The following is a 14,008-nucleotide window of genomic DNA, read 5'->3' on the forward strand; positions in this document are numbered from 1 at the left end:
TTCCAATTGCTCCAACGGGTAAATTTAAGCCACATTCCAATATAACAACGTGCATGGAGTCGACACCCCGCGCGGAAGACGCTGTCTGAGCGTGGGGATACTCTGTACAGGTTGCCCGCACGCGCGGGCAGCGCGTATACACACTCCTGCCGCGGAACGTCCGTGGCCGAATAGTCCGAAGGAGGTGGGTGATGTCTGCGCATAAGTACGAACTGATGTTCATTGCCGATCCCGAGCTGGATGAGCGCGGTCTGAAGAAGCTGACCGAGCAGTATCTGGAACTCGTCACCAAGGAAGGTGGTTCCGTTGAGAACACCGATATTTGGGGACGTCGCAAGCTCGCTTACGAGATTGCCGGCAAGACCGAAGGCAACTACGTCGTGGTGAACTACACCTGCGAGCCGGCCGTCAGCGACGAGCTCGACCGCGTGCTGAACCTCAACGAGTCCGTGATCCGTACGAAGATCCTTCGTAAGGACGCCAAGTAAGCTTTCCCTCAGCGATATCGCTGAATCGCAAGGTAAGAAGGTAACGTCATGGCAGGCGAAACGATTATCACCGTGATTGGCAATCTCACCGCCGATCCTGAGCTGCGTACCATCGGCTCCGGCGCCAACGTCGCGAGCTTCACCATCGCCTCGACGCCGCGCACCTGGAACCGTCAGACCAACCAGTTTGAGGATGGTCAGGCGCTGTTCATGCGCTGCTCCGCATGGCGTGATCTGGCCGATCACTGCGCCCAGACCCTGACCAAGGGCATGCGCGTGATCGCTCAGGGCCGTTTGCAGCAGCGTTCCTATCAGGCGCAGGACGGCTCCACCCGCACCGTGGTGGAGATGCAGGTCGACGAGATCGGCCCGTCGCTGCGCTACGCCACCGCCCAGGTGAACCGCATTTCTGGCGGTCAGGGCGGATTCGCCGGCCGAGGCCAGGGCGGATTCGGCGGACAGAACGCCGGCAACAACGGTTTCGGCGGTAATGGTGGCTATTCCGGTGGTGCCGGATATGCCGGCAACAACGGCGGCTATCAGGGTGGCGCAGGCTACTCCGGTGGCGCGTCCGCCATGCAGCAGCCGGCCGCGGCCCCTCATGCCCAGCCCCAGCAGCCTGCAGCCGATCCGTGGGGATCCTCCGATTCTTCGAACGGCGGATTCTCGTCGTTCGGCGGAAGCTCCGATTTCGGTGGTTCCACCGATTTCGGCGGATCGTCCGACGAGCCCGAGTTCTGATCCGGCCTTCCGGATCCCGCGAGCAAACCGCCGTACGGCGTTTGCATACCGCTTACCAAGCGAACAACAACACAGTTTTTAAGGAGAACATCATGTCACGCAAGAGGCCGCAGCCGCCGGTCAAGCCGTTCAAGAAGAAGCCGAACCCGCTGAAGGCTGCCAAGATCACCACGATCGACTACAAGGATGTTGCGCTGCTGCGCAAGTTCATCTCCGATCGCGGCAAGATCCGTTCCCGTCGCATCACCGGCGTCACCGTCCAGGAGCAGCGCGAGATCTCGAAGGCGATCAAGAACGCCCGCGAGATGGCTCTGCTGCCGTACGCCACTTCCGGCCGCTGATTGAGGAGGTAAAGGAACATGGCTGATACCAAGGTTATTCTCACCGCTACCGTTGCCAACCTCGGTCACTCCGGTGACGTCGTCGAGGTGAAGTCCGGCTACGCCCGCAACTACCTGTTCCCACAGGGCCTCGCCTTCGCGTGGACCAAGGGTGCTGCCGCTCAGGTCGAGGCGATGAAGCGCGCCCGTCTGGCCAAGGCCGTCGCCACCCGCGAAGAGGCCGTTGCTGCCAAGGAGCTCATCGAGGGCACCACCGTTGAGATCGCCGCCAAGGTTTCCGAGTCCGGCAAGCTGTTCGGTGGCATCTCCGCCGACAAGATCGCGATCGCCCTGTCCGACAAGGCCGCCGTCAACCCGAAGAACATCGAGGTTGAGCCGATCAAGACCACCGGCGACTTCCCGGCCAAGGTTGCTCTGCACCCGGAGATCACGGCTTCCTTCTTCGTGAAGGTCGTCGCCGAGTGACCCCGTTCCGGCGGATTCGTTCCGTCGGAATCATCCAGACTCCATAAAGTCTGAGCTTAAGCATTGCCCCGTCAGGCGGTTTCCGTCCGGCGGGGCTTTTTCGTATTCACGGGCGATCTGATCGTCATTGCGCGCGTGATCGCGTGACGTGCGCGCATACAATGACGATCAGGTGGTCCGAAACGCCACTATGTGCGCGCGATTCGTCCGATCGTGCGCACGCAATGACGTTGTTGCCGTCGGATGATGCCGAAGACAGACAAAAGTGTGATGGAAATGTGAATATGCGGATCGTGTGTGATGCAGGGGATGGCACGGGTGTGGGGCAGTGGTTTGGAGCTGATTTCAAAACCCTTGAAAACAAAGGCGACACGCCGTAAGTTGCGCTCGCGCTGAGATCGTGTATATTTATCACTCGTTGCAAGGAACACTTCAACATCTAACCAATGCCCCTGTAGCTCAGTTGGTTAGAGCAGCTGACTCTTAATCAGCGTGTCCAGGGTTCGAATCCCTGCGGGGGCACGGTCAAGGCCGGAATCGAAAGATTCCGGCCTTTTTCGTGTCCAGCCCTCGTCGTTCGCCATGCGGTCCCGGTTCAGCCCTCGGCGTACACTTGTCTAGTTTGCTTGGCGCATTCGCGCCGGCGTCACGTCATCTTCAATAGACCATCCAACAGGACAAGAAGAAAAGAAGAAGCAGTGGAATACTCCCTCTTTACCAAGCTGGCCGCCGAGTTCTTCGGCACTGCCATCCTCATGATCTTCGGCAACGGCTCCGTCGCCAACGTCGAGCTCAAGAACACCAAGGGCCACCACGCCGGCTGGCTGAACATCGCCATGGGCTACGGCTTCGGCGTCATGTTCCCGGTGCTCATGTTCGGCGCGGTCTCCGGCGCGCACATCAACCCGGCCATGACCCTCGCCCAGGCCATCAACGGCATGTTCCCGTGGAACGAGGTGCTGCCGTACATCATCGCGCAGCTGCTCGGCGCGGCACTCGGCCAGTTCATCGTCTACCTGACCTACTACCCGCACTACAAGGACACCGAGGACGCTGAGGCGATCCTCGCGACCTTCTGCACCACCGACGCGGACAACAAGAAGCTCAACTACTTCCTCAACGAGATGTTCGGCACGCTCGTGCTCGTCTTCGGTGCGCTGTGCTGCCTGATGGACCCGTGGGGCGAGAAGGATCCGGCCGCGGCCGCGATCGTTGTCGGCTTCATCGTGTGGGGCCTCGTCACCTCCATGGGTGGCCCGACCGGCCCTGGCCTGAACCCGGCCCGCGACCTCATGCCGCGACTCCTGCACGCCATCCTGCCGATCCCGTCCAAGGGCACCTCGCGTTGGAACGAAGCGTGGATCCCGGTCGTCGCCCCGATCGTGGGCGCGATCATCGGCGCCTGGCTGTTCAACGCCTTCTTCGCCTGATCTCCATGCCTCATCTTCGGTCGGCAGTGCACGACAGCCGACCTGCACAAGGCCCGCTCCCGGTTGTTCCCGGAGCGGGCCTTTCCGTATGCTCCTGGTATCCCGACGATCGAGGTGCCCAGGCGCACGCCGTGTTCCGGTCGTCCGCCCGCAGCGCCGGCCCGCTGCATGGGCGCGGGGCGGCCTATACTGAGCGCATCGGCCCGTAGCGGCTGCATCATCATGCCCGCCAACGGAGTGCGGGAAACGGTCGTCGTCCGGACACCCCACGGATGACGGAGCGAGGAGGAAACCATGTCGCGTTTCACTGAATCCAGTCGCGAAACGCGATCGTCAGATATGGCGGGTGGGAGGCAAACATCGTTCCCGGGCAAGGCCGGCAACGCCAAGCGCACCGGAAACGCTGATACGCCCGACAATCCCGGCCCAGTCCCTGCAGGCGGCGCCGATCGGCGGGAATCGCACGGGGCGTTCGGCCCGGGAATCGCGCTTGTCCGACGCTTTGCCGGCAGATTCAGCCGGGAACCCAAGTACGTGATCCGCCGTGTGATCGCCGCCGCATTGATCGTCGTGTTCATCGCGGCCGTGGTCTGGTCCACCGTCGTCGCCGGCGGCACACTGGAACGGGTGCGCGCGCAATCCGGCGCATTGTCGTCGCAGTCGGCGGATGCGACCGCGAACCGCAAATCCAGCAAGCAGCCCGGCACGTCGTCGTCCGGGTCGAACGCGGGCAGCGGCAAGTCCCAAGCCGCAGCAAAAGCCGACCCGCAGGCCGCGGACATCGCCGCAACGCTGAAATCCGACGCGTCGGCTAAACCGCTCAGCGACGCCGAACGCAATACCATTCTGCAGGACGCGCAATCGACGGCGGCCTCCAGCGGCAACACGCCGCAAACGTTCACGTACTGTCTGGAAACCAAGGGCGACGTCGGCAGCACGACCGCGTTCGCCAACACCGTGTTCCGCACGCTCAACAACGCGAAGGGCTGGCCGCGCGCCGGCGCGACGTTCGAGCGCCTCGACGGCGACGACTGCGCGAACGCCGACATGACGCTCATCCTGTCCGAAGCGCAGTACATGTCCGGGTTTTCCGCCGGCTGTTCGGACGCGTACAGCTGCCGCGTGGACAATCAGGTCATCATCAACCTCGACCGTTGGAACGGCGGCGCGGAAGACTGGCTGAAGTCGGGCGGTACGCTCGCGCGCTACCGCGAAATGGTCGTTAACCACGAGGTCGGCCACCGGCTCGGCCACTACGACAACGAAACGGCCTGCGCCGGCAGCGGCCAGCCGGCGCCGCTCATGCTGCAGCAATCCATGCATCTCGACGGTTGCACGCCCAACGAGTGGCCGCTCGACGGCGAACTGTGGATCGGCTGACGCGGCCGACCGACGCGGCCGACCGACGCGCCTGGCTAGCCGAGTTCGGTGCGGCGATCGGCGAGATTCGAGCGGACTCGATTCCACGAGAACCGTTCCAGCGCCTCGTCAAGGCTCATGGGCGTGCCGAACGGGTCGTCCGCGTCGTTGGCGGACGCGTCGGACAATCCCAGCAACCGTGCGCAGTAGCCGATGATCTGTTCGGGGGAGAGCCCCTCGCCACGCAGCGTGCCCATGTCCAGCGAACGTTCGCGTTTGGCCAGCCGCCGGCCGGCTGCATTGTCGATCAGCGGCAGATGCGCGAACGAGGGAACGTCGTTGCGCTCGCCGCCCGCCGAGCCGAATCCGAGCGAGACCAGCCGATCGCGGATGTACAGCTGCAACGCGGTCGAACGCAGCAGATCGCGCCCGCGCACGATGTCGGTGACGCCCATGTCCAGATCGTCGACGGTCACCGCAAGCTGGTACGCAAACAGACCGTCCGCGCGGCGCATCACCGTATCGCCCAAATCGCGGGCCAGATTGAACGACTGCGCGCCGAACACGCGATCGTTGAACGCGACGCTGACGTCGGGCGCGACCAGACGCAGCGAATGGCGCGCGCCCGCGTCCGCCCGACGCCAGGATTCGTCTGGATCGGCCTGCCACAGTCGGCGGCAGGTGCCCGGATACACCACGAATCCGTCGCCCTCTTGTGGCGCGGACGCGGCGCGGATATCCGCACGCGAACAGAAGCATGGGTAGACGAGATCGGCGTCGCGCAGCACGCGCAGCGCCTCCTCGTACCGGTCGAGCCGCTGCGACTGGTACACCGGCTCGCCGGTCCAGTCAAGGCCGAGCCAGTGCAGATCGTCCATGATCCAACGGTCGGCGTCCGGGCGCACGCGCGGACGGTCGATGTCCTCGATGCGCAGGATCACGCCGTCGCCGCGGCTGGAGGCGGAAAGCCACGCGCCGAACATCGCATAGATGTTGCCGATGTGCATGCGGCCGGACGGGGTGGGGGCGAAACGGCCGGTCATACTGCGATTTCCCCACGTTGCGCTATGTGTCGTCTCATCATGCGTCTCACAGCACGCCGAGATGCTCGAGCAGCACCTTGAGGCCGATCAGCACCAGCACCACGCCGCCGGCGATCTGCGCGGGCTTTTGCCAGCGCGAGCCGAACATGCGGCCGATATACAGGCCCGCCGCCGAGAACGCGCCCGTGGTGACGCCGATCGTAAGCACCGACGACCACACGTTCACCTTCATGAACGCGAAGCTCACACCCACGGCAAACGCGTCGATGCTGCACGCCACGGCGAGCGGCAGCATGTGTTTCCAGTCGAATTCCGCGGTTTCCTTCGCGTTCTCCTCGTCCTCCTCGAACGCCTCGCGGATCATGTTGCCGCCGATGAACGCGAGCAGCGCGAAAATGATCCAATGGTCGACGGCAGTCACGTAGTGGGAGAACGTGGAAGCGAAGAAGAAGCCGAGCAACGGGAACAGCGCCTGGAATCCGCCGAACCACAGCGCCGTCTTGAGCGCGTCGACGTGACGCAGCTTGCGCACGGTGAGCCCCTTGCCGATCGAAACGGCAAAGGCGTCCATGGAAACGGAAACGGCAATGAGAAATGTCTGCAACATACTGGTATTACGAAGGTTCATCCCGCCGGTCTCCCCACGGGATGGGCCTCGACGGGACTCTCACCCGCCTACGCCTAGGGGTACCGACATTGAACTGCCAAGCCAACCAGCCGGGCTTTGAATCCAAGCGAATGCTGTTCGCGTGTCGTCAATTACGAGGTACCACTATACACCGTTTCCGCTCTGCGAGTGGCTTTGCCGCGCTTTCACCGCGTCACCACACACCTTGTGGCAAACTATCAGTAGTTGTTTTCCGCAAGTGAGCGTTCCAAGCATCACCAGCATCTGAAAGAGGTTAGCGTGGCCATGAATCCGGAGGAAGACGTCCTGCACGTCGAGGGCGGCAAGCCGCTGAACGGCACGATCAAGGTGCGCGGCGCGAAGAATTTCGTCAGCAAGGCCATGGTCGCCGCACTGCTCGCGCCCGGCAAGTCCGTGCTCAAGAACGTGCCCGAAATCCGCGACGTGCACGTCGTGTCCGATCTGCTGCGCTTGCACGGCGTCGAGGTCGACGTGGACGGCGCGAACGGCATCGTCACGATCGACGCGTCGCATGTCCAGCTCGCCGACGTGGCTGACGTGGACACGCTCTCCGGCTCGTCCCGTATCCCGATCCTCTTCTCCGGCCCGCTCGTGCATCGTCTGGGCGAGGCGTTCATCCCCGCGCTCGGCGGCTGCAACATCGGCGGCCGTCCGATCGACTTCCATCTCGAAACGCTGCGCAAGCTCGGCGCGACGGTCGACAAGGAGCACAAGGACGGCATCCACATCACCGCGCCGAACGGCCTGCACGGCGCGAAGATCCACCTGCCGTATCCGTCCGTCGGCGCGACCGAGCAGACGCTGCTCGCTGCCGTGCTCGCCGAAGGCAAGACCGAGCTGTCGGGCGCCGCGACCGAGCCGGAAATCATGGACCTGGTCTGCGTGCTGCAGAAGATGGGCGCGATCATTTCCGTGGACGTCGACCGTACGTTCCGCATCGAAGGCGTCAAGGAACTGTCCGGCTACACGCACACGTCGCTCACTGACCGCATCGAGGCCGCGAGCTGGGCGTCCGCCGCGCTCGCCACGCACGGCGACATTTTCGTCAAGGGCGCGACCCAGCCGGAAATGATCACGTTCCTCAACGTGTTCCGCAAGGTCGGCGGCAAATTCGAAGTCACTGACAAGGGCATCCGCTTCTGGCATCCGGGCGGCGACCTGCACCCGGTCGCCATCGAAACGGACGTGCACCCCGGCTTCATGACCGACTGGCAGCAGCCGCTGGTCGTGGCGCTCACGCAGGCGAACGGCCTGTCGATCGTGCACGAAACCGTGTATGAGAACCGTTTCGGCTTCACCAAGCCGCTCGTGCAGATGGGCGCGACGATCCAGCTGTACCGCGAATGCCTCGGCTCGCTGCCGTGCCGCTTCCAACAGCGCAACTACAAGCATTCGGCCGTGATCTTCGGACCGACGCCGCTGACCGGCCGCGACATCGACGTGCCGGATCTGCGCGGCGGATTCTCGCACCTGATCGCGGCGCTCGCCGCGTCCGGTCCGTCCGACGTGCACGGCATTTCGCTCATCGACCGCGGTTACGCGGACTTCCGCGGCAAGCTCGAGGCGCTCGGCGCGGACTTTGACTGATCGCTGATTGACTGATCGCGGCCAATAGTTTTGGCTGGCTGATCGGCTGACGGCCGGCATCCGTATGGTACGGGTGTCGGCCGTTTCGTTATGCACGATTGCATGATCCGCTGCGCGCGATGATTGCGTGCGTTGGATCGGACGCGACAGTCGCATGCGATGATTGCGTGCGACCATCGTGACGTCGTGCGATGTCGTGCGTGACCGTCGTGCGAGGCAAGCCGCTACTCATCGAACCGGCGCGAGAACGGCGTCATCATGGCCGTGACCAGACCGCACGCCGCGGTCGTGACGAGCAGGATCGCCGCGACCGGGAACCGGTCGTACGTCCAGCCGTACGTCATCTGTCCGAGCGGCTGTGCGCAGATGCACAGCGCGCCGAAGATCGACATCACCTTGCCAGTCATCGCTTCCGGCGTGCTCATCTGAATCGCCGGCGCGGCGATCAGGTTCGTGAAGCAGCAGCAGATCATCGACGCGCATTCGAACGCGACCATCACCGCGAGCTTCGTCCATGCGCCGACCGGCAGCAGGAACACCAGTCCTTGCGGCAGCAGCGTCAGTGTGAACGCGACGAGCGCGGCCGGCATACGGTCCATCGACAGCTTCGCGGCGAACATTCCGGCGATGATCGCCCCGGCGACTCCCGCCACGCCAACCATGCCGTCGGCCACGCCGTACACGGTCGCGTCGAATCCCAGCACGGTGCGGATCGTGTACGCGACGCCGACGTTCGAATATCCGATGATCACGAAGTTCAGCCCGGCCGCGAATAGCGCCAGCTTAAACACGTTCGGCCGGTCGCGCAGCAGGAATCGGAGTCCGGCCTTGAAATCGTCGAACGGCGAGGGCAGTTCGCCGTCGCGTTCCGGCGCGCCGAGCCGGATGAACCGTTCGAGCACGGCCGCCGCCGCGAAACTGACCACGGCGATCAGCATCATCGCACGAATGCCGAGCGCCGAGTACAGCACGCCGCCGAGAAAGCTCGGCAGCAGGTTGCAGAGCATCTGCACCTGATTGGTCACGGCCGTGGCCTGCCGTACGGTCTCCTCACCGTAGCGGCGGTACATTTGCGGAATCGCGGCCTGCACGGTCGGCGTTTCGAACGCCTCGAGCACGGCGAGCAGAATCTGCATGACCGCGACGGCGGCGATGCTGAAGCCTGCCGTCGCGAACACGATTGCGCTGACTGCCACGATGGCTGCGCGGCCCGCGTCCAGTGCGACCATGATGGTGCGGCGGTTCATGCGGTCCGCGAGCACGCCTCCGAACGGCGAGCAGACGATGGTCGGCACGACCGCCGCGGCTAGGATCGACGCGAAGACGGTGGCGGAGCCGGTGCGATCGAGCACCCACATCGCCATGGCGAAGCTGAGCGTCGCGTCGCCGAACAGGGAGATGCCCTGACCGGCGATGAGCAGCGCGAAGTCGCGCGATTTGAGCGGGGAGACCGTGCCGTCGGGCGAGCTTTTCGTATTGGCTGCGGGTGTGCCGTCCGGAGCGTTGCCGTGCGGGAGCGTAGGGGACGTCGGGAGGGACGTTGATGCTGATGATGCGGGCTGCTGCCGCGATTCGGTTGGATGGGTCATGATGATGGTTCCTTTCTTGCGTTGCTGGTTGCACTGCCGCGGTTGCGCTGATGCGTGGATGCGTTGATGGCGGTGCTCGATTATTCATACCGACCGACGGTATGAATAAAACCGTTGCATTGACGACCGCTGATGGATTGCGCATGATTGCTGGAATGTCCTTTGCTGTTGCGATGGCGGATGTCGTTGCTGATGCGACAGTGAACGCCGTACCGGTGATGTTCCGCCGGCGGCCGCCGCCATGAAACGATGCCGCCGGCCGTGCCGTCTGATTGCTGGTGTCGGCTGTCGCCTTGCCTGCCGGGCCGACTGTCGGAATGCTGGCTGCCGGCCGTATTGCGTGTCGGCTACTGCGTTCGCGCGACGTGCATCATGCCATCGATCGTCTGCTGTTCGAGATCGTCGTCGAATACCGGCGCGCCGACCGCGTCGAGCATCGTGCGCAGGCATCGCACGCGACGCTCCATCTCTCCGCGGGTGGCGGGGTAGAAGTGCGGCATCAGCCAGTAGTTGCACAACAGCGCCAGTAGCTGCGCGACTTCTGCCGGGTATTCGGTCGGCATCGAACCGTCGCGCACGCCCTCGTCGATCAGCGAGCGGAGGAACTCCGGCAGCTTGGTTGACCAGAACTGCAGATTCGAGGCGAGCGTCGCCGGATCATCGAGAAACGGCATCGTCTCGCGCGCGAGGTTCAGGTGTTCGAGACTGTTCATCGATGTGGAGAACAGCAGTCGGATCTTCTCCAGTCCGGTCAGATCGTCGCGCGCGTCCATCTGTTCCTTCAGATTCCGATATGCGGCCCAGTCGTCGTCGCTGAGCCGTTCCAGAATCGCGTCCTTCGACTTGAAGTGGTGGTAGATCGCGCCTTTCGACAGGTCGCCGAGGCGGTTGACGATGTCCTGGATGGTTGTCTTCTCGTAGCCCTGCTCCGCGAACAGCTCGCGCGCGGCGTCAAGGATGCGTCGCTCGGTGACTTCCGGGTGCGCGTTGCGTGCCATGTGTGCCTCCCTATGCCCGTCTGTCCAGACGATATTGCGGCATTTTACATACCAACGGTCGGTATGTAAAAGGGGTGTGTGTCGTCGGTTTCCCGTTCGCTGTTCAGTGAACCATTCTCGATAAGAACAGTGCGAGCCAAACGCACAATACCGCTCAATTGAACATCCTAAGAACCGTTGGAATCGCAACGCCGGCGAGAGTCATATGTTCGATTCGGACCGGGCGATCCTCACACTTTTCCTATTGAGCACGATTCGCTGAACACAATCATCAGTACAATGGGGCGCATGGCATCCAAAGGAAAACCGTCACCGCGCTCCGCGGTCAAGCCGCTCTCCGACGCGCAGGTGACGAAACTGGCAAAGGCGCACCATCTGGTCGACCCGATGCGTGACCTGCCGACCGGGCCGAACCGGCGCATCAACCAGGCCGAAATTGACGCGCAGCATCCCAAAGGCACCGCGCGCCTGCTCAAGGGCGTCGACGTCGTCTTCAACGCCAGCTGCAAAACGCTCGCGTGGGGACTTGACAACATCCCCGAAACCGGCCCGTTCATCACCGCCGCCACGCACGTGACCATGTTCGACGTGTTCGTGCCGATGGCCAGCCTGTTCCACATGGGCCGTCGCCCGCGCTACATGGCCAAGGCCGAAATGGCCCATTGGCCCGTCATCGGCAAATGGTTCCAGCTTGTCGGCATGCAGCCCGTACAGCGCCGCAGCGGCAAGGCCAAGGCGATCGAGGAAACGTCCATCGAAATCCTGACCTCCGGCCGTCCGCTCACCGTCTGGCCGGAAGGCACCGTGACGCGAGACCCGAAGAAATGGCCGATGAGCATGAAGAACGGCGTCGGCGTGATCGCGCTCGAGGCCTCGCGCCGGCTCGGCCACCAGGTTCCGCTGTTCTGTGCGGTGACGTGGGGCGCGGCCAGCATCAACACTGGTGGCCGTGGCCGCGCAAGAACGTCGTCATGTGCTACGACGCGCAGCTCGACTACGCGGACCTGTTGGAGGGCAGCGGCGACTGGACCGAGGGCATTGACGGTGTGCCGGCTGCGCTCGCCGACGAGCTCACCCGCCGCATCCGCGTGCGCATGACCGAGATCATGGCCGAAATCCGCGGTGAATCCGCGCCGGACGGCTACTGGGACTACCGCACCATGAAGCGTGTCAAGGACTGAACGGAACAGGAACAAAGGAGCAACGTAATGAACATAACGGTACTGGGCGCGGGCGCATGGGGTACTGCTTTCGGCCAGGTGCTGGCCGACGCCGGCAACAACGTGACGATGTGGGCGCGCGAGCCCGAAATCGTCGAAGGCATCCGCGACCACCACCACAACGGCGTACGTCTGCCGTCCGTGGAGAAGCTGCCTGACAATATGACCGCCACCGGCGACCGCGCCGAATCCGTCAAGGACGCCGAAATCGTCGTCGTCGCCATCGCTGCGCAGTTCGCGCGCGTCGCGCTTGCTGACTTCAAGGGCCTCATCCCGTCCGACGCGATCGTCGTCAGCCTGATGAAGGGCATCGAACGCGGCACCAGCAAGCGCATGGACGAAGTCGTGCGCGAGGCGCTCGACCTGCCGGCTGACCGGTTCGCCGCCATTTCCGGCCCGAACCTGAGCAAGGAGATCGCCGACCGTCAGCCCGCGGCCACGGTCGTCGGCTGCGCGAACATCGACAATGCGCGCAAGGTCGCCGCCGCCTGCACCACCGACTATTTCAAGGCGTTCGTCACCACCGACGTGATCGGCCTGGAGATGTGCGGCTCGCTGAAGAACGTGGTCGCGCTCGCCGTCGGCATGGCGCGCGGCGCGGGCTACGGCGAGAACACGGCCGCGATGATCGAGACCCGCGGTCTGGCCGAACTCACCGCGCTCGGCCAGGCGGCCGGCGCCGATCCGAAGACGTTCGCCGGACTCGCCGGTGTGGGCGATCTGATTGCAACGTGCGGTTCGCCGCTGAGCCGTAACTACACGTTCGGCTCGAATCTGGGCAAGGGCCTGTCCGTCGAGGAAGCGACGCGCGTGAGCAACGGCGTGGCCGAGGGCGTGCCGACGACGGATGCGGTCGTTGCGCTCGGCGACGAGCTCGGCGTGCCGACGCCGCTGGCGTTTGCGATGAGCCGCGTGCTGTCGGAGGGCATTTCCTGTCAGCAGATGCTCGCCGAGCTGTTCGGTTCGGAGATCACCGAGGAGTGATCGTCTGATCGTCGCTACCGGTGTAGTCCATGCCGCTTACGTTGTGCGCATCGCCGCTGATGTGGCCAATGTATGACGCGTATGGGAATCGGAATTGATGCAGGGTTTCGTCTTGCTGGAGACGGAACCCTGTTCGTTTATGCGTATATGTGCGCGGGTGGGATACGTTCCGCATATGTTCCGCGTGTATGCGTTGCGTATCGCTACGCACGGCGGTGTCGTTTGGTTGTGTGCTGGTTACGGGGTGCTGGTTATGCGGTTTGGTTGCGTTGGCGATGACGGGTGGGCTTCGCGGGATTCCCGTGAGCTTTGCGTGATGAAGCTGTTGTGACACGCCGTCTATTGGTTGTGTGTTGTTCATCTGGGTGTTGTTTTTGGGGTTTAGGATGGTTGTAGACGTGGTTTGGTGCGTTTGCGACACGCCGAGGGAGTCGTGTGTTTTCAGTGGTTTTGGGGTGTTGTTGTGTTTGTTGGTTTGCGTGGTTGTGGGTTGTCGTGTATGTTTATCTCTTGCTGCCGGTCAGCGAGTGGTTCTCTTCTTTGGGGTTGCGGACTGATCGTGTGGTGGTGGTTTGAGAACTCAAGAGCGTGTTTGTACTACTTTTTAGAGTCAATGTTTTGATTGCCAGTTTGTTGTCCGCCTGCTGCTGTTTGTGGTGGTGGGTCTGTGTGAGCAGGTAATGGATGGCAAGGTTTTTGTGTGAATGTCCTTCCTTATAGGATGTTCCGTCAATATGTATGAGAGTCATTGTTGGTTCTCTTTGCAAGTTTTTTTGTGGAGGGTTCGATTCTGGCTCAGGATGAACGCTGGCGGCGTGCTTAACACATGCAAGTCGAACGGGATCTGGAGTGCTTGCACTCTGGTGAGAGTGGCGAACGGGTGAGTAATGCGTGACTGACCTGCCCTGTACTTTGGAATAGCTCCTGGAAACGGGTGGTAATGCCGAATGTTCCACATGAGTGCATGCGATTGTGGGAAAGGGTTTACCGGTGATGGGATGGGGTCGCGTCCTATCAGCTTGTTGGTGAGGTAATGGCTTACCAAGGCTTCGACGGGTAGCGGCCTGAGAGGGTGACCGGCCACATTGGGACTGAGATACGGCCCAGACTCCTA

General features: G+C 62.9%; 14 protein-coding genes, 1 tRNA gene, 1 rRNA gene and 1 pseudogene. 12 read left to right on the forward strand and 5 right to left on the reverse strand.

Annotated features, from left to right (window positions below; all coding sequences use genetic code 11):
* Window positions 1-191 precede the first annotated feature (191 nt).
* From rpsF to BBIA_RS01255, 7 genes are all read left to right on the forward strand, one after another.
* On the forward strand, window positions 192-488 hold the full coding sequence (rpsF, locus tag BBIA_RS01225) for a 30S ribosomal protein S6 (RefSeq protein ID WP_033496384.1): 297 nt from the start codon (window positions 192-194) through the stop codon (window positions 486-488).
* A 48-nt stretch (window positions 489-536) separates the two neighbouring features.
* Entirely contained in the window at window positions 537-1,229 is a 693-nt protein-coding gene (locus tag BBIA_RS01230) for a single-stranded DNA-binding protein (RefSeq protein WP_033496386.1), read from the forward strand.
* 92 nt (window positions 1,230-1,321) lie between these two features.
* Window positions 1,322-1,570 carry a 30S ribosomal protein S18 gene (rpsR, locus tag BBIA_RS01235; protein WP_033496388.1) on the forward strand — a complete coding sequence of 83 codons (249 nt, stop codon included), beginning with the start codon at window positions 1,322-1,324 and terminating at the stop codon, window positions 1,568-1,570.
* 18 nt (window positions 1,571-1,588) lie between these two features.
* Window positions 1,589-2,035 (forward strand): 50S ribosomal protein L9, encoded by a 447-nt coding sequence (rplI, locus tag BBIA_RS01240; RefSeq protein WP_033496390.1) that lies wholly within the window; start codon window positions 1,589-1,591, stop codon window positions 2,033-2,035.
* Window positions 2,036-2,483: 448 nt separating this feature from the next.
* Window positions 2,484-2,557: transfer RNA gene (locus BBIA_RS01245), tRNA-Lys, on the forward strand.
* 176 nt (window positions 2,558-2,733) lie between these two features.
* The gene (locus tag BBIA_RS01250; RefSeq protein WP_033496392.1) at window positions 2,734-3,465 is read left to right on the forward strand and encodes an MIP/aquaporin family protein; all 732 of its coding nucleotides are present in this window, start codon (window positions 2,734-2,736) and stop codon (window positions 3,463-3,465) included.
* Between the two features lie 294 nt (window positions 3,466-3,759).
* A complete protein-coding gene (locus BBIA_RS01255; RefSeq protein WP_238548395.1) occupies window positions 3,760-4,845 on the forward strand; it encodes a DUF3152 domain-containing protein in 1,086 nt (361 codons plus the stop codon).
* 35 nt (window positions 4,846-4,880) lie between these two features.
* On the opposite strand, the gene gluQRS is transcribed toward BBIA_RS01255, so the two are convergent.
* Complete coding sequence (gene gluQRS / locus BBIA_RS01260; protein WP_033496394.1) at window positions 4,881-5,867, reverse strand: tRNA glutamyl-Q(34) synthetase GluQRS; 987 nt, start codon at window positions 5,865-5,867, stop codon at window positions 4,881-4,883.
* Between the two features lie 46 nt (window positions 5,868-5,913).
* Entirely contained in the window at window positions 5,914-6,474 is a 561-nt protein-coding gene (locus BBIA_RS01265) for a manganese efflux pump MntP (protein WP_420796672.1), read from the reverse strand.
* 306 nt (window positions 6,475-6,780) lie between these two features.
* Between BBIA_RS01265 and murA the strand changes: the two genes are divergently transcribed.
* A complete protein-coding gene (gene murA, locus BBIA_RS01270) occupies window positions 6,781-8,103 on the forward strand; it encodes a UDP-N-acetylglucosamine 1-carboxyvinyltransferase (protein WP_033496399.1) in 1,323 nt (440 codons plus the stop codon).
* Window positions 8,104-8,327: 224 nt separating this feature from the next.
* On the opposite strand, the gene BBIA_RS01275 is transcribed toward murA, so the two are convergent.
* Window positions 8,328-9,692, reverse strand: a complete 1,365-nt coding sequence (locus BBIA_RS01275; protein WP_081891799.1) for an MFS transporter — start codon at window positions 9,690-9,692, stop codon at window positions 8,328-8,330.
* A gap of 101 nt (window positions 9,693-9,793) precedes the next feature.
* Here BBIA_RS01275 and BBIA_RS14075 point away from each other — a divergent pair, with 101 nt between their 5' ends.
* On the forward strand, window positions 9,794-9,937 hold the full coding sequence (locus tag BBIA_RS14075) for a hypothetical protein (protein WP_156103657.1): 144 nt from the start codon (window positions 9,794-9,796) through the stop codon (window positions 9,935-9,937).
* Between the two features lie 102 nt (window positions 9,938-10,039).
* Here the strand turns inward: BBIA_RS14075 and BBIA_RS01280 are convergent, their stop codons facing one another.
* On the reverse strand, window positions 10,040-10,690 hold the full coding sequence (locus BBIA_RS01280; protein WP_033496401.1) for a TetR/AcrR family transcriptional regulator: 651 nt from the start codon (window positions 10,688-10,690) through the stop codon (window positions 10,040-10,042).
* A gap of 288 nt (window positions 10,691-10,978) precedes the next feature.
* On the opposite strand from BBIA_RS01280, the pseudogene BBIA_RS01285 reads away from it, so the two are divergent.
* Together BBIA_RS01285 and BBIA_RS01290 are read left to right on the forward strand one after the other, a co-directional pair.
* Window positions 10,979-11,871, forward strand: a pseudogene (locus BBIA_RS01285) (lysophospholipid acyltransferase family protein).
* A gap of 27 nt (window positions 11,872-11,898) precedes the next feature.
* Window positions 11,899-12,894: an NAD(P)H-dependent glycerol-3-phosphate dehydrogenase gene (locus tag BBIA_RS01290; protein ID WP_033496405.1), complete on the forward strand. Its 996-nt coding sequence runs from the start codon at window positions 11,899-11,901 to the stop codon at window positions 12,892-12,894.
* A 503-nt stretch (window positions 12,895-13,397) separates the two neighbouring features.
* Here BBIA_RS01290 and BBIA_RS14080 read toward each other — a convergent pair.
* Window positions 13,398-13,643, reverse strand: a complete 246-nt coding sequence (locus BBIA_RS14080) for a hypothetical protein (protein ID WP_156103658.1) — start codon at window positions 13,641-13,643, stop codon at window positions 13,398-13,400.
* Between the two features lie 23 nt (window positions 13,644-13,666).
* Here BBIA_RS14080 and BBIA_RS01300 point away from each other — a divergent pair.
* Window positions 13,667-14,008, forward strand: a 16S ribosomal RNA gene (locus BBIA_RS01300); the annotation flags it as partial.

Source organism: Bifidobacterium biavatii DSM 23969 (genome assembly GCF_000741165.1).
GTDB classification, from domain to species: domain Bacteria; phylum Actinomycetota; class Actinomycetes; order Actinomycetales; family Bifidobacteriaceae; genus Bifidobacterium; species Bifidobacterium biavatii.